Origin of the sequence: Legionella clemsonensis (genome assembly GCF_002240035.1) — a bacterium.
GTDB classification, from domain to species: domain Bacteria; phylum Pseudomonadota; class Gammaproteobacteria; order Legionellales; family Legionellaceae; genus Tatlockia; species Tatlockia clemsonensis.
In genome coordinates this window covers 2,888,211-2,910,312 of sequence record NZ_CP016397.1, presented here as the reverse complement: position 1 = coordinate 2,910,312, position 22,102 = coordinate 2,888,211, and the positions used below count along the sequence as shown (strand labels likewise).

Here is a 22,102-nt window from a genome sequence, read left to right as displayed (position 1 = left end):
GGCTTTTTTTCTGCTCTCTGTATAAATTTTCAAGCATTCATGCCATCTTTTATCAATAGCGATGCTAGATTTCGCGTTTAAAGGTGGAAATGTAGGCATTTGCTATTAGATGCTACAGGACAAAATCATACTTTATCTAAATTATAAACAAGGCGCTATCCTGAGCAAAGCGAAGACTCAATATAGATGTGGTTCGACTTGCAGAAGATCACTCAAAGAGTGGGATTTTATCTGCTGGGGATCCTTCGCTTTGCTCAGGTGGTGATAATTTGTGCAAGATAATCGTGTGAAATTAATTCAAAATAATATGATCCTCACTCTGGTTTGCCCTGGATTAATATTTACTTTTTGAGTCGTGGTGATTATTATTTTTCTCCTTGTTTAGTTAGAGACATACATGATAGTAACCGTTAAATATTTCCCTAGTGCCTGGACTTTTAAATCAAAAGAGTATAGCCGTCGACAAATAGAGCAACGCATTGAGCTGGCTTTATTGTGCTATGCGACAGAACGCCAAAAGAATTTTCCAGAAAAATATCCTCTTTTAGGAGAACTCGTTTTTACTGTTTCCAATCATGAGGAAATAGATGGTTATTGGTTTTTTAATTTTTATGAGCAAGGGGATTTAAAGTGTGCGACTATTAGTCCTGGTGAGCCAGAAAAAACACTTATCGTGCATGAAAGGCAAATGGAGGATGAAGTACCAGAAACAACAGGTTTATCCTATTCTAGTTAATGTCGTACTACATTAACACTTTGAATGATAAAGGGTGGGTTATTTGCTCTTATGACAATAAGAGAAAAATCTAATCTGGAATTCATTTCGGAAATCATAAATGATTGATTAACCCGCCAATAAGCAATCCCGGAAGTCACCCCTTTCTCAACAATGATAGGGGGTGTTAAAGGAGAAGGGTGTGTAGTGAAATGTTTCTCTCTTATTTCATTAATTTCTTTGTTAAAAAAATTGTGTAATGCAGACCAGGCATTGACCGTATAGCGCCTTTGTAAGTTCGCAAAATCAGCTGGAGTTTCAGTGTAGTTGATAGATAACGTGGCCATTAGGGTTTCTTGGGTCCAACTTTTAACGTCATAATCAATGTCATTGCCATAATGGGTAGAGGGGATAAAAAAATAAATAAAGATTAAAAGGATTAGTCGCTCGTACCTCATGATATTTCCTTATATTCATGCCCGGATTTTTATTCTAAACTACTAATCGCAAAATTATTTGTTTAAAAAGTATAGCAGAGCTATAATTTGTTTTTTTTTAAACCAACATGTCCCATGCATTACATTAGTATACGCGGCGCAAAAACTCACAATTTAAAAAATATCGATGTAAAAATTCCTCGTGATCAATTAACAGTTATTACAGGCCTTTCAGGTTCGGGAAAATCATCATTAGCGTTTGATACTTTGTATGCTGAGGGACAACGTCGTTATGTTGAGTCTTTGTCTGCTTATGCCCGTCAATTTCTATCCATGATGGAAAAACCAGAAGTGGATGCAATTGAAGGATTATCACCAGCAATTTCTATTGAACAGAAAGCGACATCACATAATCCTCGTTCAACAGTCGGTACGATTACCGAGATATATGATTATTTGCGCCTCTTATTTGCGCGTGTGGGTGAGCCGCGTTGTCCAACACACAGTATTAGTTTACACGCACAAACCATCAGTCAAATGGTTGATCAAGTTTTAGCACTGCCTGAAGGCGTAAAGGCAATGATTCTTGCTCCAATTGTGCGTGAACGTAAAGGTGAGCATGTACAGCTCTTGCAACAGTTGCAGGCTCAAGGCTATGTTCGGGCGCGTATTGACGGTGAGATTTATGAGTTGGACGAGCCACCAAAACTTAGTTTAAGGCAAAAGCATACCATTGAAGTGGTTGTAGATCGTTTTAAAGTTCGCAAAGACCTGGCACAACGTTTAAGTGAATCGTTTGAAAATGCTTTAAATTTGGCAGATGGATTGGCAATCGTTTCGCCTGTGGATCAGGAATTTGAGGAAATGACTTTTTCCTCAAAATTTGCATGTTCCGAATGTGGTTATAGCCTAAGTGAGTTAGAGCCCAGGCTTTTTTCATTTAATAATCCCATGGGTGCTTGTCCCTCTTGCGATGGTTTAGGCGTCAATCAGTTTTTTGATCCTGAACGAGTTATTCATGAACCGACTGTAAGTTTAGCGGAAGGTGCTATTCGCGGTTGGGATAAAAAAACAACTTATTATTTTCCCATGCTGGAATCATTGGCAAGGCATTTTGGTTTTAATATAGAAACACCGTTTTGTGATCTGCCAGAGACTATTCAAACTACCATCCTTTATGGTAGTGAGGAAATAATAGAGTTTCATTATCAGCGTCCCAATGGTGGCTTTATGTCTAAAAGACATAGCTTTGAGGGTGTCATTCCTAACATGCAACGGCGTTATCGGGAATCGGATTCTTCTATGGTACGCGAAGAGTTGGCCAAATACCTTTCCTCACGACCTTGTGAACTGTGCGGGGGCGCGCGTTTACGCGAGGAAGCAAGACATGTTTTTGTGGCTGATAAAAACTTACCAGAAATTACTGCTTACTCGATTGAACAGGCTTATGCATTTTTTCAAGGGCTCGAGTTAACCGGTTATCGAGGAGAAATTGCTGCCAAAATTAATAAAGAAATTGTTGAGCGGTTAGGTTTCCTGGTTAATGTGGGGCTGGATTATCTATCACTGTCGCGTAGTGCTGAAACATTATCAGGTGGGGAAGCACAACGCATTCGCTTAGCCAGTCAAATTGGCTCAGGTTTAGTGGGTGTTATGTATATTTTGGATGAACCATCCATTGGACTACATCAACGTGATAATGAGCGTTTATTAAAAACCTTATTGCATTTACGCAATTTGGGCAATACTGTCATTGTAGTAGAGCATGATGAAGATGCGATACGAGCAGCTGATTTTGTATTGGATATAGGACCCGGGGCTGGTGTGCATGGTGGTCAAATTGTTGCTCAAGGAACACCTGAACAAATCATGGAAAATAAACAATCGCTTACCGGGCAATATCTGGCCGGCACTCAAGCGATTCCTGTTCCTGAGCATCGTTTTCCCATAAATAAAGAACGGCTACTACAGTTAAAGGGGGTACGGTGTAATAATTTGCAGAGTGTCGATGTAACTATCCCCTTGGGAATTATTACCTGTGTGACGGGTGTTTCTGGCTCTGGCAAGTCAAGTTTAATTAATGATAGCCTTTATCCTATCGCCGCTAATAGATTAAATCGCTCCAGCCTTTTAACACCAGGTTCGGTTAAAGAAATCAAGGGCTTGGAATATTGTGATAAGGTCATTGATATTGACCAAAGTCCAATTGGTCGCACACCCCGCTCAAATCCAGCGACGTATACCGGTTTATTTACACCCATTCGTGAATTATTTTCAGGAACACCTGAAGCCCGCGCTCGAGGATATCAGCCAGGCCGCTTCAGTTTCAATGTTCGCGGCGGACGCTGTGAAGCTTGTCAAGGGGATGGTTTAATCAAAGTGGAAATGCATTTCTTACCCGATATATATGTCGCGTGTGATGTTTGTAAAGGAAAGCGCTATAACCGTGAAACGTTGGAAATTCAGTATAAAGGCAAAAATATTCATGAAGTGTTGGAGATGACGGTGGAAGATGCACGAAGTTTTTTCGATGCTATTCCTGTAGTGGCCAGAAAATGCCAAACGCTAATTGATGTAGGACTCGCTTATATTCGCTTGGGCCAAAGTGCGACGACACTTTCTGGGGGAGAGGCTCAGCGTATCAAATTAGCTCGAGAATTATCAAAAAGAGATACCGGAAATACACTTTATATTCTTGACGAGCCCACTACCGGCTTGCATTTTCATGACACTAAACAACTACTTAATGTGCTTTTCCGCTTAAGAGAACAAGGAAATACAATTATTATCATTGAGCATAATCTTGATGTGATAAAAACTGCCGACTGGATTATTGATCTTGGTCCTGAAGGTGGTAGCAAAGGAGGACAAATTATTGCTACTGGAACTCCTGAAGAGGTTGCGCAGCAAAAAGCGTCATACACCGGGCAATTTTTAAAACCACTTCTTATCCAAAAACGACGCAGTTCAAGAAGAGTGATTTAGCTTTCAGCACCACCACTCTTATAAAATTCACAATGCTTTCATAAAGGTTGTTAAATCTTCTTTTTCTTGTTGAGTTAACTGCAGTTGCATAATGAGGTTAAAAAATTCTACCGTATCTGCCAAAGTTAACAAGCGGCCATCATGAAGATAGGGCGGTGAGTCTTTAATGCCCCGGAGTGGGAATGTTTTAATCGGCCCATCGCCAATAGCTTTCATATTATTCACCATGACAGGCTTAAAGAAGCGCTCTGTTTTTAAGTTGTGCATGGTATTGTCTGTGTAATAGGGAGGGACATGGCAGGTGGCACATTTTGCCTTACCAAAAAAGAGTGCTTCTCCTCGCAATTCAGCTTCAGTTGCTTTGGAGGGATCCAGGCGCCCATCTATACCTAGTTTAGGTGCCGGTGGAAAATCCAATAACTCTTGAAATTCGGCCATAAAATGAACCTGGCTGCCACGTTCAAGAATATTGACCCCTTTTTTGGTCGCGATGACTGGATCGCCATCAAAATAAGCCGCTCTTTGTTCAAATTCAGTAAAATCTTCTACGCTTTTTAAGGCACGCTGCGAACCAAAAAGACGTTGAATGTTAACCCCTCTTAAACTGGGCGTGTCAATTCGGTGTCTTATTTCTTGCGGACGAATATCGCCGACAAGATGAGTGGCTGCATTAGTATGGCCATTCGCATGACAATCGAAACATGCTACACCACGGCTGGGAATTTTCGTGCGACGATCATCCGTCTGGTTAAATTGTTGTTGTGGGAACGGGGTTACCAGTAATCTTAAGCCTTCTAATTGTTTGGGGTTAAGAATGCCGTTAAACAATTCAAAAAAGTTATTAATTGTAACTAACTGACCCTGTGAGACATCGCCTAAATCAGGACGCGTTGTTAAAAAAATAGGCGCAGGGAAGGGGGGCAAGAAATGATCTGGCAAGTCAAAATCTAAATCAAAACGTGTTAAATCGCGGTTTTCCTGTTTATTAATTTCGTCAATCGCAAATTTAGGGAAAACCATTCCACCTTCAGGATGATTGGGATGAGGTAGGGGCAAAAAACCTTCGGGATAAACGCCTTTTTCTTTGATTTCCTCTGGCGTCATTTTTCCCAACATTTCCCAGGTGATGCCTGCTGGTAATTTAACCCTTACCCCTTCCTGAATTGCTTTTCCGTTAGACATTTTAGTGTCCAAGGAAGGATTATTGCTTAAATCATAACGTTGATTGAGCAACTCTTGCTGCCGTTGATTAATGGCTGGTTTAGCCGCCACCATACGATCCATAATTGTTTGAAACGTCTCCTTAATAACAACGGGCATATAACTGGAGGGCGGTGGAGCTGTTGCTGCTTCTGCTGCTGGAGAAGACGCTGCAGCAAAAGCAGCTGATGTTGAGCTACAGGAAAGTAAGGTGAGCCATAGCGCTTTTTTTAGCATAAAAAAGTCCATTTTTTTAAATAAATGAGTTCTTTCATAATAAAATAATTTAACTCATTCTTTCAATAGCTCATAACCAATTGTTTTAAAACATTTTTCTAGAAGAAATCATGAAGAATAAAATGAGGTCAATAGTGCTTATGGAGATCGAGTTATTGTAATGACTGGTACAGTTTATAAAAATTTCTATGCTGAATAAGCAACGCCAGTAATGGTTATTTTGTTTTCCCCTTAAATTTCTTCTACGCTTAAACCATAAGAGAGCTATAGTGCAACCTGGATTGTGCTATGAGGAAAACATGGAAGAGCATTTTACTAAATACATCGCCTTACCCAATAAGCTGATCATGATTGGCTTTGGAAGCCTTGGCCAGGCAATCTTACCGCTGCTATTTCGTCATATTAAACTGACACCTTCACAAGTCATTATCATGGCTAAGGATAATTTGGGAATACAAGTCGCTAATGAATTTGGATTGACTTTAGAATTGGCTACTCTTACGCCAGAAAATTATCTTTCTTTACTCTTCAACAAGCTTAGTAAAGGTGATTTCTTATTAAACTTATCGGTAGATGTTTCCAGTTTGGCCCTGATTAAACTTTGTCAGGAAAAAGGAGTACTTTATCTTGATGCCAGTACAGAACCATGGAAGGGTGGCTATATCAATAAGACACTATCCCCTTTACAGCGCTCCAATTATGCGTTGCGGGCAGAGGTATTAAAATTAAAAAAAATAAAGAAACAACGGCAGTGATAACTCATGGAGCTAATCCTGGTTTGGCTTCACATTTTGTAAAGCAGGCACTGTGGAACTTGGTAAATGAGTGGCAGTTAGAGGCTTACCATCCAGCTAATGCACGGGAATGGGCCTCTTTAGCCAAATCGCTGGGAATTAAGGTCATTCATGTTGCTGAACGAGACACGCAAGAGACTCATCGACTTAAATTACCCAATGAGTTTGTTAATACTTGGTCAGCGGATGGCTTTATTTCAGAAGCAAGTCAACCCGCGGAATTGAGTTGGGGTACTCATGAGCGTTATTGGCCACAAGAGGCTCACTACCATGATGTTAATAATCAAACTACTATTTACCTTAATCGTCCCGGTGCCAGTGTAAGAGTTCGTTCCTGGACTCCCAGTCTGGGTTCTTATCACGGTTATTTAATCACACATGCCGAGTCAATATCTATCGGCAGCTTTTTAACGTTAGCTGAACAAGAGCCTTATAATCCTACTGTTCATTACGCCTATCTTCCTTGTCCTGATGCAATGCTTTCCTTGCAAGAACTTCAGGGTAATGAATGGCATGAGCAATCTGGCAAACGTCTTCTTTTCTCTGAAATTGTCCAGGGAACGGATGAACTTGGCGTCCTGTTGATGGGTCATAAAAAAGGTGCTTACTGGTATGGCTCGCAGTTATCCATCCAGGAGGCGCGTCAATTAGCCCCTTATAATAATGCAACCAGTTTACAGGTGGTTGCTGGTATTTTAGCGGGATTAATTTGGGCAGTTCGCAATCCACAACAAGGAGTTGTTGAACCAGAAGAAATGGATTATCGTTATATTTTGGAAATTGCGACACCCTATCTTGGCATAGTAGCCGGTTATTATACGGATTGGACGCCGCTTAAAAACAGGGAAAAATTGTTTAAAGAAAATCTTGATCTTACTGACCCCTGGCAATTTCACAATATTCGCGTGCAATGAAATCCTCTAAAATCTCTTCTCTGTCTATAATAAAAGGACAAGGAACAAGAGCGAGTTAAATCCACTATTGCCGTCGGGAGTAAGTGATGAAGAATAAAAATATTGGGATTACCACCATGGGTGTTATTATTTTAGTAGCGGTTTTAGCCTTAGTTTACCATTATCATATGACAACGCCAGTTGCTAAAAGCATTGACTCTTCCTCAGATATTCCTGCTGAAGTTCCCGAACCCAGTATAACCAGGCCGCAACAATAATTAAAAATTACAAAATAAATGGGTAGTCTTACCCATTTATAAATCGCACAACCCGTCTTAAAATTGGCAATTTAATTCATATTATTATCACAAAGTAGCAAATTACGTCACTCCTTTGCCGAACACTTTGCTTTCTTTGTTGATAATACTTGGGAGTTTTGCCAATGCATTTTCTTATCAAGAATCTCGATCAACAGTCTTATGATGATTTTTTAGAATCTTTTAATGCGATTCCTGACTATGCTACGGCTCTTGATTTAAACGATAATGATTTGGGAAACCAGCCAAACAAGACCATTATTGCCGCATTAGAGATTTTGGCTAGTAAAAAAAGCATTAATTCGCTTTATTTAACCCAAAATAATCTTCATGAAAAGACAGCAGAAGAATTAGTGGAAATTTTTGCCGCTATTCCTGCTAATATTACTGCGCTTGATCTAAGTTTGAATCATCTCGGCAACTATAGTGAAGAAGAACTTGGGATGATACTAAAAGCAATTCCTCCTCATGTTAAAAAGTTGAATCTAAGTGAAAATGGATTTTGGCAAAATGCTTCTGCATTAATAGAAGGGGTCGCTGCTCTAAATTATGTGCATGAACTTAATTTAAGCTTTAATAAGTTTGACAAAATGACTGCGGACAATTTAATCGCTTTAATGAAGAGTTTGCCCAATAACATTACTGCTCTCAAATTAATTGGTAATCGATTCGCAAATAAAACAAAAGCAGAGTGGGTCAATATTATGGCTGCTGTTAAACCCACAGTCATTTCTTTTCATCCTGGTGTCCTGCCTGCGGATATCTTTTTTGCATTTAGAGCTTTCCCTAAAGGAGTGCGCGAAATTTATTTAGACGGTAGCCTCTTATACGGTTTTCCAGGACAATTACTGGGTCAGGCTTTTATGGCATTGTCAGAAAATGTTGATTTATTAAGCCTGAATTCAGCTGCTCTTGGTCGAGGAAGAGATGGAGTATTAGCAAACGCCTTAAAATATTTAAATCCATCCGTAAGAAAACTAATATTGCAGAACAATCAGTTATTCAATAAAAATACACGTGCTCTTATTGAACTTATGAAAAGTATTCCTTTAACAGTCAGTGACTTAAATCTTGCAGATAATAATATAGGTGCGAGGCCAAGTACTGAGGTCGCAGAGATAATCGAGGCGCTTCATGAGAGAATTAAAACGCTTGATTTAGCAGGAAATGGTTTATTTCAGCACATTAAAACAAATGTTTTATCTAATAACAATAACGATGATTTATTCCCAGAAGACAATGAAGCAGTATGTAAAATTTTTGCAGCCATCCCCTATAACGTTACCTCATTAAGTTTGGCAAGAACCGTTTTTATCCCTGCAAAAATTAAATGGATTGCCGAAGCCTTAAAGGCTTTACACAAAAATCTCGACATTATCCGTCTGCATGAGGTTGAGTTTGATAAATTATCCATTGCCGAGCTTGAGCAGTTAAAAAATGCGTTACCTCAGATAAAAACGGCCTATCTGAGCTATCATGAAGTATGTCAAATGACTGAGGAAGCGCGTCAGACCTTGTGGGCAATGCTGCCGAACGCAGCGACTATTCTTTTTGTCGACAGTGACGGTATGGAGCTTGGTAATACCCCTTATGAAAAGACGAATCTTGCCAGGGAGTTTGGATTTAAAGCAGTTCCTTCGCTGTTGAGCTGTGTCGGCTTTTTTATCAAGGAAACAGATATTAAAATGAACGATGCGCCAGTTCCTGAAGAATTAAAAACTGTGCCCCAACGAGACGAAGGGTTTAAATTTTAAATCCGAATAACTGTTTGCTTTTTGTGATGCTTTAGAGCTATAAATTAGAAAAAGATTATCACAGGAAGAAAAAATGGGTACTTTTCTTATTGTCATTTTAATTATTGTCGCACTCCTATTTTTTTGGTCAATTGGGATTTTCAATACCTTAATTGGAATGATTGAGGCAATTAACAATAACAAGCGACAAATTGATATTCAACTTGATCGTCGTTTTAAAGTATTTGAATCGCTGATTGAAACAGTCAAAAAGTACATGGATTATGAACAAACGACGTTAAAAGATGTGGTTGCTTTGCGTAACCAGGCTCAGGCAGCCAAGGCTGCAGGAGATGAGAAGACGCGAATTGCTGCGGAAAATGGTATTTCGCAAATAGCTTCGGGGCTTAATGTTGTTTTCGAACAATATCCTGATCTAAAGGCCAATACCAATGCACTGCAGTTACAAGAGGAAATTGTAAATACAGAAAATAAACTTTCCTATGCCAAGCAAGCTTATAACGATAGCATTGAGCGCTATTATGCGAAGAAGAAATCATTCTTTGAATCTTTTGTTGTAAGTATTTTTCCTGGCAAATTAGACAAAGAATTTGAGTACTGGGCTTTACCTGAAGAACAAATTAAAGCACATGAAGATTATACGGTTAAATTCTGAGTTTAATTATGCCCTTAAGTGATTATCATGCCTCTGCTGGAGACTGGCGCGAGCAATTAAGACGCAATGAACGTAAAACACGCATGGTTATTGCGATTTTTTTTGCGGTGTATATCGGGGTGGGGTTATTGGCCGACACAGTTATTCTCGATTATTTACATCCTGGCGCTACACTCCTTGATTGTTACTTGGCTCTAATTACACTAAAAGTCATTCCCTATGCCACATTAATAATGATCGGAGTGGCAATAATCTCACTATTTATTACTTACACGCTTTATGATCGCATCATGCTATTAGGCACCAACTATCGTTTAATCACGCCGGGAACTGCACAAAGTCTTGAAGAAAAGCAATTGTATAATGTGGTTGAGGAAATGAAAGTCGCGTCAGGATTAAAATACATGCCCAGGGTTTATTTAATTGAAGCCAATTACATGAATGCTTTTGCCAGCGGCTATAGTGAGAAATCCGCCATGGTGGCAATCACTCGGGGGTTAATGGAAAAATTAAACCGTGCGGAGATGCAAGCGGTGATGTCACATGAATTAAGCCATATTCGCCATCATGATATTAAATTGACCCTTACGGTTGCTGTATTAAGTAACCTTTTACTCATTGCAATTGACATTATGTTTTATGCCATGATTTATAAGAGAGACAGGCGTAACGAAGATAATCGTCTTTTTATGGTAATTATGTTATTGCGCTATTTACTCCCGTTAATCACTGTGGTGCTAGCACTCTTTCTAAGTCGTACACGAGAATACATGGCGGATGCAGGTGCTGTCGAGCTTATGCGCGATAATGAACCTATGGCAAGAGCTTTGCTAAAGATCACGGAAGATCACCAACAACATGCAGAACAATACACACAAGAATATGGCCAGACTCCCCATGAAGAGGTGCGTCAAGCTTCTTATTTGTTTGACCCATCCAGTATTGATCCTATCAAATCACTGCACAATGCATTTTCAACGCATCCAAGCCTGGATGAGCGTTTACGTGCCTTAGGCTTTAAACGAAAAGTCAAGGCCCCACAATAAACGTAGACATAATCCACTGAGGGCGAGTGCAGCAATCATGTCCAGACTGTGCTGCATGATTGTCCCATTGCATCATTTTAATTAGAGCCATTTTTTATATTTAAAAAACTTATAAGGAAGTAAGGCAGAAAGCAGCATGACAATAAGAACAATCCAATACCCCCATTTCACATCCAGTTCTGGCATCCACTTAAAATTCATTCCATAGATACTGGCAATCAGTGTAGGTGGTAAAAAGATAACAGCAGCTACTGAGAAAATTTTAATTATCGTATTTTGCTCAATGTTGATTAATCCTAATGTGGCATCTAGGAGGAAATTAATTTTACTGGAAAGAAAACTGGCATGATCACTCAATGAATTGATATCCTTGCTCAGCGTTGTAAGCCTTATTTGTCCTTCTGCGTCTAACTGTGAGCTGGCTGATTGGCTAAAAAAAGCAATGAGACGACTTAAGGTAACCAGTGATTCTCGGGTATTGGTGTTTAAATCCGCATGAACCCCCACTTTCTGGATAATTTGCTGGTAATCGGTTTTTTCTTTACTCGGTACATAGGTAGAGGAATGGAAAATAATTTTTGATAGTTTTTCTAAATGATGGCCGACTGACTCCAGGATATCGGCTAATCTATCTACTGTTACTTCAAGTAAGGTAATAAGTAGCAGTGCTGCGCTGCTATAATTCTCCTCGGATTTTTGTAATTGCATGAAAAATAATTTAAAGGCTAAAGGTTCAATATACCGAATAGTAAGGAGTTTCTCTTTAGTAAGAACAAAACTGATAGCTTCATGTTTAGGATCAGAGGTGTCTGATTGAGCAATCATATTGGCAGTCATAAAAAGAGCTTCTTTACTTTTATAAAGACGGCTTGAAAGTTCTATCTCCAGCATTTCTTCACGCGTTGGTATGTCTAATCCGAGTTTGTGTTCGACTATCTGCTCTTCTTCCTGTGTGGGATAAATTAAATCCAGCCATATTGCTTGATCGATTAACGATAAATTGTCTTTGGTAATTTCATGCGCTTGTAAAATTTGTTCATAAAGATAAGCGACTATCATTCCAATCTCTATTGGAGAAGAAATGCTTTTAAATTAGCGTACTTGGGAAAGATAATCCAGAGGGTAAGGAGGATGCTGTCAAAAATATCAGAATAATCAACGACGTGAAATCCTCTCATTCTCATACCAGAACTGTATTTTCATTTGCAGCATCGGCAAGAGAATCTTTCGGGAGTTTTGGGAACAATTGCCGGAGATGACACAGTGGTCTTAATTATTAAAAGCCAGCCGGATGTAAAAAAAGTATGACAATTGCTGGAGGATGATTTCCCTTATTTAAAACTGCCCTGATTCCTGCTTTATTGGTGGCCATTGTATAGCTTAAATACTCCTTGCGTCACTAAGGAGGTTTTTAATTGGTTTTTAAGACCTAAAAAAAGCCTTCGGATTGCTGCTGCCAGAGAGAATAAAAAATCCCCTTTCGTTTTAGTAATGCCTGATGAGTACCCACCTCGACCACCTGTCCATCTTGCAAGACAATTATTCTATCCATTTGTTTCAAAGTGGATAATCGATGAGCAATAACGACTGCTGTTTTATCTCGAATTAAGCTATCTAGTGCTTGTTGTATACTCGCTTCTGTTTCCGAATCCAAAGCGGACGTGGCTTCATCCAATAATAAAATAGGCGCATCTTTTAAGATAGCTTTGGCAATGGCAATACGTTGACGTTGTCCTCCTGATAAACGAGTACCTTGTTCACCCACAATAGTATCAAACTGATTAGGGAGAGCTTTTATAAAGGATAAACAATTAGCTTGGTAGCAAGCTTTTTCAATGGCCTCCTGTGATTTTTCACCACAGCCATAGGTAATATTTTCCTTAAGTGTGCGATTAAAAAGACGCAGATCCTGAGGCACAAAGGCAAGATGAGCATGCAGGGTTTCGATATCAACCGTTTGAATATCGGTATTGCCGATCAGTATTTGTCCAGTACTAGGTTGATATAACCGGAGAAGAAGCTTCAGAAGCGTTGATTTTCCAGCCCCTGAAAGACCAACAATTCCTACTTTTTCAGTGGGTGCTATTTCTAAGGATAAATGTCGTATAACTGGAGAATGAGCGTGATAGTGAAAGCTGACGTCTTTAAAATTGATGCCACTTCCTTCCAGTTTATTCAATGATTTTTTTACAGTCTTTGGCTCAACGCGGTCAATAAGACTATAGCCATCTTGAACTTTTCCCAAATTTTTATGAAATTCAGCGATAGTTGATCCTAAATTAAAAAATACGCCTGAGATGTTAAAGGTTAAACTAAATACAAAAGCAAAATCCCCGAGACTTACAGTCCCCAACCAAAAACCATAGAGTAAGGTAATCATAGTGGCTAAGACAAACAGGTCAGTACATAAGCCTTGTTTAAATCGGGCCCGTTCTAAAAACATACGCAGCTTAATATATTGTTGTGACATGGATTCAGTTGATTGCTTTAACCGCTCTTGTTCCTGGGCTTGGGTTGAATGAGTTAGAACAGTCTGAATATTCATCAAAGTATCTGTGAGATTAGCACTTAATTCACTTTGTGAATGGGCATACGATGTAGCATAATAGTGGGATAATTTTGAACTTTTATAAGTCAAATAAATAACCGAACCAGCCCATATCCAGAATAGCAGAGATAGCCAGGGAGTAATAAAGGACATAATAATACCAGCCAAGGTGACAGCAATAATTTGTGGCATAATAATAATGAAAAAGCTGGTGATGATGGGATCAAGTCCAGTTAATACGTTATTGACTTTTCCACTTAATGCGCCTGAAGCTTGTTGATCAAAATAATCGAGAGGCTTATGACAGAGGTAGGAAAAGAGTTGAGTAACAGCAAGAGATTGACTGTTTGCTAACCCTTCGGTGTAATTTTTTGTGATTAAATAGTAATTACAATTTCTTAAAAATTGCACCAAAAAAAATGCCAGCCCCGAGACGATAACCGACGTATAATTTTGTGTTGTTGATGAAACTATTTCTTTCAGTTGATCGATTATTAATCCAAGAAGTAAAGGTGCAATGGGAAAAGTGAAAGCCCAAAATAAGCTACCAGCCGTTAAGAGGGTTACTGCTTTTTTATTATTCTTATAGAAATTTCTCACAAACAATAAAAATGACTGTTTCATATTACCTGTTAACCAGAAAATTATTCAATGACAAGGATACATCCCACAATCAACAAGTAGCAGGCGCGCATTAATATTGCAAGAAGAGGCTGTACTATCTAATAAGTATTTGCTGAGGTTTTAATCCATTTAATCAGTCTTTAAATAGTGGCGATTAAATCCATGCCATAGTAAGCCCAAGGCGATTAACGACAATCCTGATAGCCAAATACCCAATGGAACCCAGAAAGCCAGGAACAAACAGAAAACCAGACCTATTACTGCAACGTAGGTGGGATAGAGCCGCTGTTCTTTCGGTAGGCAGAGCGCTGCGAGATTGGTAATCGAATAATAGACTAAGACAGTAAAAGCACTAAAGGACCAAGTGATTTTAACGCTACCCAACAAGGCAAAACCAGCAATGAGAAGACCAATAACAATTACCGCTGCAACAGGCGTATGATGTTTGCTGGAGATAATCGCAAAAACTTGAGGTAAATCCTGTTGACGCCCCATTGCCAGCATCATGCGTGAAAGGCCTAAAATTAAATTCAGCAATACTCCTAACATAGCGGTACATGCGCCTATAGCAATGAAGATAGAGAGTCCAGTTATATTCATGGCGCTGGCTGCCATTTCTAGCGGTGTTGCCTGACTTTCTGTCACAGTGGCCAGTTTAGCTGAACCGACAGAGCCAATGGCTATGACAGCGACTAACATGTAAAGAACTGCACTGATTATCAAAGTCAGAATGATAGCATTGGGTATAGTACTTGCAGGATTTTTAACTTCTTCACCCATGGTAGCGATGCGTCCATAGCCAGTATAGGCCACAAACATTAAAGCAGTTGCATAGAAGAAATGACTTAATTCTCCATCAGCAATTTTTGGCAATAAGGGAAATAAGTGTTGCCTACCATTTTGCTGTAAGCTTGGAAAACCCAACAAGATAAAAGCTAACAGAGAAAGAAGGGTTATTGATACGATAAGTAAATTAGTTTTGCTGGAACGCTTTATACCGCTTAATACAATTAGAGTTAATATAAAAATCACTATTATGGCAACTGGAATAGTGAAAATTGGCGCTTGAAACCCACACAGATGTAAAAAATAGCCTGCAAAGCCCAAGGCAGCTGTGGCAGCGGAAGCTGTTTTGGCGCATAAAAACATCCAGCCAGCGGTGAATCCCAGTGCAGGATGAAGGTAGCGATAGCCATAGGCGTAAGTGCCCCCGCTTACTGGATGATTGGCTGCAAGTTGTGCACTCGATAACGCATTGCAGGTAGCAAGCAGCGCTGCAAGTATAATGGCAAAAATAACCGATGGTCCTGTCACACCTGCTGCAACACCTATGCTGACAAATACACCTGTACCCAGAATAGAGCCTAAACCTAGCATGGTAGCGCCAGAGAGCCCCAGATCACGGCTTAGCTTTTGATGAGTGCTTTTATCATTCATTCGCTGTCCTTGCGTAATGGTTCGTTGGCTGAAGCACGAAAAACTGTAAGGCCTTGAGAGCGAAACCAATCATCTTCTGCGACAGCATAGGGATATAACTCTGGAATCGCATGAATGGTTTCATAACCACTGGTTATGAAATAGCGGCTGCCAAAAAAATAAAACTCTTTAATATCTCTGGATGGGCTAATTAAAATCGACCCCTGTGGAACAAGTGTAATAATTTGCTTCATAAATGCGATTATTTCTTCTTTTTTTTCAATGCCATTTTTTACTCCAAGCAAATAAGGAATGAATGCAGTATCGAAGAGCGGTTGTGGTGAAGTGTTTACTAGTTGAGAAATTTCGCCTACTTGAAATTGAATGTTTTTATTTAATTCAAAATTATCCTGAGTGTTTGCTTTTAGTGCTTGGCGAACAAGGTCTAGCATGTAAAAAAGATAAGAGCGACGCAGAAGTTTAGGATTAATTATCCAAGCTGCTAAATTAAGTGATTGTCTTACCGGCAAGCGAAGAAAAGGAGGGTACCAACGGGTAAGTGCTGATAATAATTCGCCAATTGATGGATAAGGTTTACCTCCAGCGCTGAATTCTCGATAGTGATAATATTTCTTAAATGCCTTCATCCAAGTAATGGTAACAGGATCTTTATCATAAACAGTGACCAATTTGGCACCTGCCTCCGCCAATAAAAAACTACTATTGCCATGACCGGGAATGACAAGAACATGTTTATTTTCAACATCCTCACGAATGTGATACTGACTTTTTTTATGGCCTGATAATACTGACGATAAATGCCTTTCTGCCCCCATAGGATAAATTTGCACCTCTTTGTTATCAGTTAAACGCGTCACTCGCTGCTCATGTAGCCATTTTTTTTCTTGATTGCTTAGGCTGATTTGCTGAATTATCATTATTGCGCCCTTGCTTCCGTTTGTTTCATCAAGATAAAAGAAGGCGCTGGATAAAAAAATGTGGTCTCGTGTTTGTTATAAAATAACTGAGTGACGTAGGAATTGGGGATGGCCTGAAAGGGTTTAATAGACGCGAGATCAGTTTTGCCTTGCAATTTAATGGTAAAAATTAACTGTCTGGCCTTTCCTGATTCTATCCATTTATTTATCAGTGTATAGGCACGTTCAGGATAGCAAGCAATGTCAGAGAAAACCCAGTCATAGCTCCTCTCAACATGGGCTGGCTCAAGCGCGAAAGCGCTTTGTTGTAAAAAATTGACACCTGGAAGTTTGGCGATTTTGGCATCCAAAGGTGCTTTATCGATGGCTGTGACTTTAGCACCTAAAGATTGTACGACATAAGTCCAGCCACCAGGCGAGGCTCCTAAATCCAAAGCCCACTCTCCCTGTTTAGGGTATTTCTCTAGCAGAGTTAACGCTTCCCAAAGCTTTAAATAGGCCCGATTAGGTGGGTTTATTTTGTCTTCGATAAAAAAGCATTGCCCCTGTGGCCATTTCTTTATGCGCTGATTACTATAAACCAGCGTGTGCTGATCCAAAAGACTAAAGCAACCGATTGAGGGAATTTCAGCAATGGGAAAATGACGCTCAAGAGGCGGATATTGACGCAATTGCGCTTCGATTAAACGGGAGCGTCTGATTTGGCTGATGGGATGTAAATACCAGAATTTACCCGCTTGTCGCAGAATCTTGACGGCCTCGGAAATGGATTGAAATTTTACCAGCTTAGGCTCTAGCCAGATATCCTGAGCAAAACATGCTTTAAGGTGTTTACGGGGTGAGAAAATTAAATCTTCAATAATCGCCGTTACCTCGCCTAATTCTTCGCACAATGTATTAAGAAACTCTGGTTTTGCTACATAGATGGCGGCAATGTTCTTGTCTATATTCACATCAATTGTTGGTTGGCGAAAATGACTAAGTATAATTGATGCGATTTATTCCAACAATGATACACAGGATAAACACAGAATAACAAAAGCCACAGCATTCTAAACAAAGAAAAAAAACACCTGCTTGTATAAAATAATTAAGCGCTACGCTAACCTCAGGGCAAAATCATACTTTATCTAAATTATAAGCAACAAGGCGTCTTCCTGAGCAAAGCGAAGGAGCTCTTCGTTCAAAGAGCGGGATTTTATCTGCTGGGGATCCTTCGCTTTGCTCAGGATGACGGGCTTTGCTCAGGATGACGGGCTTTGCAGGATGACGGTAATTTGTGCAAGATAATCGTGTGAAATTAATTCAAAATAGGATGATCTTGCCCTGACGCTAACCTATGCTCTGGAAAAGTACAGCTTTTAAATATTGCATTCTTAAATTAAAATGCATGGGCTTGATTGTTTAACTTCCTGTTTGGGCTCAGACTGCATATCCTGATAAATCAGTAGGGCAGATTGTAAAATATTATTCGCTAGCACTTGTTTACTGTTCTTTTCATTAAAATTAATTGAATTTTTTGTTAACAAATATTTACAAGCTGTGTGTTTTCGGCTCAAAGAAGGCGATTGATCAAAGGTTCCTAAAATAGCTGAGGCAGAGGTCACTCCTGTCGATAAGTCATTAAGATAATCCAAGGTGACCTGGAGAGCCTCATCATTGAGATAGCTCAATAAACTTTTGGCACGAGCATGAAAAAGATAATCTTCGCGAGCAAAAATCTTTTCCAGCACTCTTTTAAAAGATTGAACCTCTTCTCTAAAGGTTAAAGCGGGAAACTTGTCTAAAACTGCTTTCTCAAGGAGTTGCAATTCTTGCAACTCGTTTTCCCACTTACTAATTTGACGTGCTACTTGAGAGGTTGAATAAGTACCTATAGAGGCAGAGAACCTGTTAAGTGCTTTCTGCAAGTTTGAAATAGAGGTGATGCAGCGCAGTTGTTCAAGCAACTCTTTTGTTAATGATACCAGTTCTTTATTATTTTCCTGATTGATAAGCAAGTTCAACCTATGAATGTAGTTCTCAAGTAAATCAACAGTCATAATAACCTCAACAGTTAATCTCGCAAGCCGACTCCCTTGTTCAGCAAAATCATGTTTAGAGCAGCGAGTAAAATCACTATTATGCAAATAATGACCATTGCGGTCAAGATATTTACTTCTTGTTGACCAATCATGGCGTAACGCAAGGCATTGACCATGTAAAGGATGGGATTAAAATGTGAAATGGTACGCCAAAAGGGAGAAAGCATGTCAGTGGCATAAAATACCCCTCCTAAATAGGTTAATGGCGCGAGAACAAAGGTTGGGATAATCATCACATCATCAAAATTACGGGCTACCATTGCATTAGTAAAGCCAGCTAGAGAAAAGAGTGCTGATACCAATAGGACAACAATGATGCTAAGTGTCAAATGGGTAAAATTAATGGGTAAGAAAAAACAAGAGACTATAAAAACCAGAATAGCAACAATAAATCCCCTTAATACGCCACCCAAAACATAGCCCAACAACAAAAGACCATTATGCATGGGACTCACTAACATTTCCTCCACGCTTTTTTGAAAACGCACACTAAATAAGGAAGTAGAAACATTACTGTAAGCGTTAGTGATGACAGACATCATGATTAAACCAGGTGCGATAAATTCAGGGTAACTAACTCCCTGTATGGAACCAATACGTTGACCGATAAGACTGCCAAAAATTAGAAAATATAAGGCTGTTGTGATAACAGGCGGAAGAAAAACCTGACTCGCTATACGAAACATTCTGACCAGTTCGCGTTTTACGAGCGTATAGAGTGCTATAGTTTGGGTTTTAATGGCCATGATTAATAAGATCCAGAAAAAGCTCTTCCAAGCGATTTGTTTTATTACGCATGCTTTGAATGGTAAGCCCATGCTTGGTAAGTTCAGCAAATACCTCATTCAGAGACCATTGATTATCTACGCGTAATTCAAAGGTATTATTATCAATTAAAGTAACAACAAAGGGTTTCATCTGAGGGAGTTCCTGAATGGGAGTTAAGGTATTAAAAATAAACGTTTGATGAGTGAGAGATTTTAATAAATTTTTCATGGAGGTATTTTCAACAATTTGTCCTTGATCAATGATGGCAATGTGTTTACAGAGTTGTTCAGCCTCTTCCAAATAATGAGTGGTCAAAATGATAGTGGTTCCTTCTTCATTGGTACGGGTTAGAAAATCCCACATACTGCGGCGAATTTCTATATCAACTCCGGCTGTTGGTTCATCAAGAATTAAAACTTTAGGTTGATGAATTAATGCCCGTGCAATCATTAATCGACGCTTCATTCCCCCCGATAAATGTCTGACGATAGCATTTCTTTTTTCCCACAAACCTAATTGTTGTAGCAACGATTCAGCACGTAGGCTAGCCTTCTTTTGGCCAATACCATAAAATCCCCCCTGATTAATAAGGATTTGTTGGCAAGTTTCAAATATATTTAAGTTAAATTCTTGCGGAACCAGCCCTAAGCAAGATTTGGCGGCTTCCGAATTCTCATCAAGATCATAGCCATGAATAAAAATCTTGCCTGATGTTTTGGTCAGTAGAGTTGAAATGAGACCTATAGTTGTTGATTTCCCGGCACCATTGGCTCCCAGCAATGCGAAAAAATCTCCTTTTTTTACTGCTAAATTAATGCCTTTGAGAGCCTCAATACCATTCGCATAAATTTTTCGTAATTGCTTAATTTCCAGGGCGTGCATAAGATTTATTGGCAGGAAAAATCTAGATTATACACGAGAAATTAAACCCACAAATAATCTTGGGAGTTGTAAAAGTTAAGACAACATCTAAAATTTTAAAAGGACACTATGCAAAGCATCAAGATGATGTCATACAAGGAATGATAAAATGAAAACGCAAAATACCACGAATGTTGCTCATTTAATGGTTAAATGTTTGGAAGAGGAGGGTGTTGAATATATTTTTGGATTGCCTGGAGAAGAAAATATTGATTTTATCGAAGCGCTTTCCAGTTCCAAAAAAATTCGTTTCATTTTAACACGCCATGAACAGGCTGCTTCTTTTATGGCTGATATCTATGGGCGATTAACAGGAAAACCAGGAGTTTGTCTCGCGACATTAGGTCCAGGAGCAATTAATCTTTTATTAGGGACAGCAGATGCCAATTTGGATAGTTCGCCACTGATTGCTATTGCGGCGCAAGCTTCTTTGGACCGATTAAACAAAGAATCTCATCAGATCATTGATTTGAATCGATTATTTGCTCCAGTGACTAAATGGAATGCCATGATTTCTTTGCCTTCCGTTGCTCCTGAACTGATACGTAAGGCATTTAAGTTAGCACAATCAGAACGACGTGGTGCTGTTGCTTTAATTCTGCCTGAGGATGTTGCCAAACAAAGAACCTCAGGTCAGCCGCTAAAACCTCAATGGCCGAAACAAACCATGCCTAATTTGGATCAAATAAAAAAAGCAGCTGATTATATTAATCGAGCGGAAAGAGTCATTGTTTTGGCAGGTGCAGGTGTTTATCGTCATCAGGCGGAAGAGGCATTAACGCGCTTCATTAATCAAACTAAAATTCCTGTGGCCACTACGTTTATGGCAAAAGGAGTGGTTTCTGCCGATAATCCGCTAGTCATTGGCACCATTGGATTTATGAGACACGACTACAGTAATTTTGGTTTTGACGAAGCAGATGTGGTTATTACCGTTGGCTATGATCTCGTTGAGTATTCACCAAAATCATGGAATCCAGAAGCTAATAAAAAAATTATTCACATTCATGGGATTGTAGCGGAAGTAGATAGTCATTATTCATTAGCAGTAGGAATTGAAGGGAGTATCACTGCTGCCCTGGATGCTCTGGCAAAGGAAATTAAGCCTCATGACCATCGCACAAAAGATACGCAAGCCTTGCGTGCCATGCTTGAACAGGAAATCACCGATCATGAACAAGATGAGGCTTTCCCGTTAAAACCACAGCGAATTATTGCTGATCTACGCAAAGCCATGGCCGATTCCGATATTGTGCTTTGTGATACCGGCGCGCTAAAAATGTGGATGGCACGTCTTTATCCCTGTTATCAATCCAATACCTGCATTATCTCTAATAGCCTGGCTACGATGGGATTCACTTTGCCGGGAGCCATTGCTGCCAAATTGGTTCATTCCGAAAGAAAAGTAGTTGCGGTAATGGGTGATGGTTCTTTTTTGATGAATTCGCAAGAAATCGAAACGGCCAAGCGGGAAAACATTCCTTTTGTGATTTTAATTTGGCGGGATGAAGCCTATGGTCTTATTCAATGGAAACAGGATCTGGAGTTTGGTCATTCAGCTCATGTGACATTTAGCAATCCTGATTTTGTAAAATATGCAGAAAGCTTTGGCATTAAAGCTTATAGCATTAAAGCGGCTAAGGATTTATTACCAACACTAAAATCAGCTCTGGCTAGCAATGAGCTCGTTCTTATTGATTGTCCAGTGGATTATTCTGAGAATGTGAAATTGACCGATAAACTAGGTAACTTAACAGGCACCATTTAGTC

General features: G+C 39.4%; 20 protein-coding genes. 10 read left to right on the top strand and 10 right to left on the bottom strand.

What is annotated here, in order from left to right:
• Window positions 1-397 precede the first annotated feature (397 nt).
• The gene (locus clem_RS12910; RefSeq protein ID WP_094091927.1) at window positions 398-736 is read left to right on the top strand and encodes a hypothetical protein; all 339 of its coding nucleotides are present in this window, start codon (window positions 398-400) and stop codon (window positions 734-736) included.
• On the opposite strand, the gene clem_RS12905 is transcribed toward clem_RS12910, so the two are convergent.
• On the bottom strand, window positions 733-1,173 hold the full coding sequence (locus clem_RS12905; protein WP_094091926.1) for a DotI/IcmL/TraM family protein: 441 nt from the start codon (window positions 1,171-1,173) through the stop codon (window positions 733-735). The two genes, clem_RS12910 and clem_RS12905, sit on opposite strands and share 4 nt — an antisense overlap.
• Window positions 1,174-1,287: 114 nt before the next feature.
• On the opposite strand from clem_RS12905, the gene uvrA reads away from it, so the two are divergent.
• Window positions 1,288-4,137, top strand: a complete 2,850-nt coding sequence (gene uvrA / locus clem_RS12900) for an excinuclease ABC subunit UvrA (protein ID WP_094091925.1) — start codon at window positions 1,288-1,290, stop codon at window positions 4,135-4,137.
• A 27-nt stretch (window positions 4,138-4,164) separates the two neighbouring features.
• Here uvrA and clem_RS12895 read toward each other — a convergent pair whose 3' ends face one another.
• Window positions 4,165-5,574, bottom strand: coding sequence for a cytochrome B6 (locus tag clem_RS12895; protein ID WP_094091924.1), 1,410 nt, complete (start codon window positions 5,572-5,574; stop codon window positions 4,165-4,167).
• A 299-nt stretch (window positions 5,575-5,873) separates the two neighbouring features.
• Here clem_RS12895 and clem_RS15205 point away from each other — a divergent pair, with 299 nt between their 5' ends.
• From clem_RS15205 to htpX, 6 genes are all read left to right on the top strand, one after another.
• The gene (locus clem_RS15205; protein ID WP_232505490.1) at window positions 5,874-6,329 is read left to right on the top strand and encodes a saccharopine dehydrogenase NADP-binding domain-containing protein; all 456 of its coding nucleotides are present in this window, start codon (window positions 5,874-5,876) and stop codon (window positions 6,327-6,329) included.
• Window positions 6,326-7,282 (top strand): saccharopine dehydrogenase C-terminal domain-containing protein, encoded by a 957-nt coding sequence (locus tag clem_RS12890; RefSeq protein WP_232505489.1) that lies wholly within the window; start codon window positions 6,326-6,328, stop codon window positions 7,280-7,282. The genes clem_RS15205 and clem_RS12890 overlap by 4 nt, the downstream gene beginning before the upstream one ends.
• 86 nt (window positions 7,283-7,368) lie before the next feature.
• On the top strand, window positions 7,369-7,539 hold the full coding sequence (locus clem_RS14915) for a hypothetical protein (protein WP_157698250.1): 171 nt from the start codon (window positions 7,369-7,371) through the stop codon (window positions 7,537-7,539).
• 164 nt (window positions 7,540-7,703) lie between these two features.
• Window positions 7,704-9,332 (top strand): leucine-rich repeat domain-containing protein, encoded by a 1,629-nt coding sequence (locus clem_RS12885; RefSeq protein WP_094091923.1) that lies wholly within the window; start codon window positions 7,704-7,706, stop codon window positions 9,330-9,332.
• Window positions 9,333-9,405: 73 nt separating this feature from the next.
• Window positions 9,406-9,987, top strand: a complete 582-nt coding sequence (locus clem_RS12880; protein WP_094091922.1) for a LemA family protein — start codon at window positions 9,406-9,408, stop codon at window positions 9,985-9,987.
• A gap of 8 nt (window positions 9,988-9,995) precedes the next feature.
• Complete coding sequence (htpX, locus tag clem_RS12875; protein WP_094091921.1) at window positions 9,996-11,033, top strand: zinc metalloprotease HtpX; 1,038 nt, start codon at window positions 9,996-9,998, stop codon at window positions 11,031-11,033.
• A gap of 81 nt (window positions 11,034-11,114) precedes the next feature.
• Here the strand turns inward: htpX and clem_RS12870 are convergent, their stop codons facing one another.
• Window positions 11,115-12,092: a magnesium transporter CorA family protein gene (locus clem_RS12870; protein WP_094091920.1), complete on the bottom strand. Its 978-nt coding sequence runs from the start codon at window positions 12,090-12,092 to the stop codon at window positions 11,115-11,117.
• 144 nt (window positions 12,093-12,236) lie between these two features.
• On the opposite strand from clem_RS12870, the gene clem_RS15450 reads away from it, so the two are divergent.
• A complete protein-coding gene (locus tag clem_RS15450) occupies window positions 12,237-12,341 on the top strand; it encodes a hypothetical protein (protein ID WP_408606870.1) in 105 nt (34 codons plus the stop codon).
• Window positions 12,342-12,462: 121 nt separating this feature from the next.
• Here clem_RS15450 and clem_RS12860 read toward each other — a convergent pair whose 3' ends face one another.
• From clem_RS12860 to clem_RS12830, 7 genes are all read right to left on the bottom strand, one after another.
• Window positions 12,463-14,205, bottom strand: a complete 1,743-nt coding sequence (locus clem_RS12860) for an ABC transporter ATP-binding protein (protein WP_094091918.1) — start codon at window positions 14,203-14,205, stop codon at window positions 12,463-12,465.
• Between the two features lie 129 nt (window positions 14,206-14,334).
• Window positions 14,335-15,642 carry an APC family permease gene (locus tag clem_RS12855; RefSeq protein WP_094091917.1) on the bottom strand — a complete coding sequence of 436 codons (1,308 nt, stop codon included), beginning with the start codon at window positions 15,640-15,642 and terminating at the stop codon, window positions 14,335-14,337.
• A complete protein-coding gene (locus clem_RS12850) occupies window positions 15,639-16,559 on the bottom strand; it encodes an ABC transporter permease (protein WP_094091916.1) in 921 nt (306 codons plus the stop codon). The genes clem_RS12855 and clem_RS12850 overlap by 4 nt, the downstream gene beginning before the upstream one ends.
• Window positions 16,559-17,506 (bottom strand): SAM-dependent methyltransferase, encoded by a 948-nt coding sequence (locus tag clem_RS12845; RefSeq protein WP_094092358.1) that lies wholly within the window; start codon window positions 17,504-17,506, stop codon window positions 16,559-16,561. Before clem_RS12845 ends, clem_RS12850 begins: the two co-directional genes overlap by 1 nt.
• A gap of 429 nt (window positions 17,507-17,935) precedes the next feature.
• Entirely contained in the window at window positions 17,936-18,601 is a 666-nt protein-coding gene (locus clem_RS12840; RefSeq protein WP_094091915.1) for a hypothetical protein, read from the bottom strand.
• 14 nt (window positions 18,602-18,615) lie between these two features.
• A complete protein-coding gene (locus clem_RS12835) occupies window positions 18,616-19,389 on the bottom strand; it encodes an ABC transporter permease (protein ID WP_094091914.1) in 774 nt (257 codons plus the stop codon).
• The gene (locus clem_RS12830) at window positions 19,379-20,293 is read right to left on the bottom strand and encodes an ABC transporter ATP-binding protein (protein WP_094091913.1); all 915 of its coding nucleotides are present in this window, start codon (window positions 20,291-20,293) and stop codon (window positions 19,379-19,381) included. The genes clem_RS12835 and clem_RS12830 overlap by 11 nt, the downstream gene beginning before the upstream one ends.
• Before the next feature lie 148 nt (window positions 20,294-20,441).
• Between clem_RS12830 and clem_RS12825 the strand changes: the two genes are divergently transcribed.
• Entirely contained in the window at window positions 20,442-22,100 is a 1,659-nt protein-coding gene (locus tag clem_RS12825; protein WP_094091912.1) for an acetolactate synthase large subunit, read from the top strand.
• The last annotated feature ends 2 nt before the right edge of the window (window positions 22,101-22,102 follow it).

What these genes read in the sequence shown, in the direction of transcription:
- clem_RS12880 (WP_094091922.1), top strand. Translation starts at nt 9,406, where the DNA reads ATGGGTACTTTTCTTATTGTCATTTTAATTATTGTCGCACTCCTATTT.
- clem_RS12910 (WP_094091927.1), top strand. Translation starts at nt 398, where the DNA reads ATGATAGTAACCGTTAAATATTTCCCTAGTGCCTGGACTTTTAAATCA.
- clem_RS14915 (WP_157698250.1), top strand. Translation starts at nt 7,369, where the DNA reads ATGAAGAATAAAAATATTGGGATTACCACCATGGGTGTTATTATTTTA.
- clem_RS12870 (WP_094091920.1), bottom strand. Translation starts at nt 12,092, where the DNA reads ATGATAGTCGCTTATCTTTATGAACAAATTTTACAAGCGCATGAAATT.
- htpX (WP_094091921.1), top strand. Translation starts at nt 9,996, where the DNA reads ATGCCCTTAAGTGATTATCATGCCTCTGCTGGAGACTGGCGCGAGCAA.
- clem_RS12830 (WP_094091913.1), bottom strand. Translation starts at nt 20,293, where the DNA reads ATGCACGCCCTGGAAATTAAGCAATTACGAAAAATTTATGCGAATGGT.
- clem_RS12860 (WP_094091918.1), bottom strand. Translation starts at nt 14,205, where the DNA reads ATGAAACAGTCATTTTTATTGTTTGTGAGAAATTTCTATAAGAATAAT.
- clem_RS15205 (WP_232505490.1), top strand. Translation starts at nt 5,874, where the DNA reads ATGGAAGAGCATTTTACTAAATACATCGCCTTACCCAATAAGCTGATC.
- uvrA (WP_094091925.1), top strand. Translation starts at nt 1,288, where the DNA reads ATGCATTACATTAGTATACGCGGCGCAAAAACTCACAATTTAAAAAAT.
- clem_RS12850 (WP_094091916.1), bottom strand. Translation starts at nt 16,559, where the DNA reads ATGATAATTCAGCAAATCAGCCTAAGCAATCAAGAAAAAAAATGGCTA.
- clem_RS12895 (WP_094091924.1), bottom strand. Translation starts at nt 5,574, where the DNA reads ATGCTAAAAAAAGCGCTATGGCTCACCTTACTTTCCTGTAGCTCAACA.
- clem_RS12905 (WP_094091926.1), bottom strand. Translation starts at nt 1,173, where the DNA reads ATGAGGTACGAGCGACTAATCCTTTTAATCTTTATTTATTTTTTTATC.
- clem_RS12885 (WP_094091923.1), top strand. Translation starts at nt 7,704, where the DNA reads ATGCATTTTCTTATCAAGAATCTCGATCAACAGTCTTATGATGATTTT.
- clem_RS12855 (WP_094091917.1), bottom strand. Translation starts at nt 15,642, where the DNA reads ATGAATGATAAAAGCACTCATCAAAAGCTAAGCCGTGATCTGGGGCTC.
- clem_RS12835 (WP_094091914.1), bottom strand. Translation starts at nt 19,389, where the DNA reads ATGGCCATTAAAACCCAAACTATAGCACTCTATACGCTCGTAAAACGC.
- clem_RS12840 (WP_094091915.1), bottom strand. Translation starts at nt 18,601, where the DNA reads ATGACTGTTGATTTACTTGAGAACTACATTCATAGGTTGAACTTGCTT.
- clem_RS12825 (WP_094091912.1), top strand. Translation starts at nt 20,442, where the DNA reads ATGAAAACGCAAAATACCACGAATGTTGCTCATTTAATGGTTAAATGT.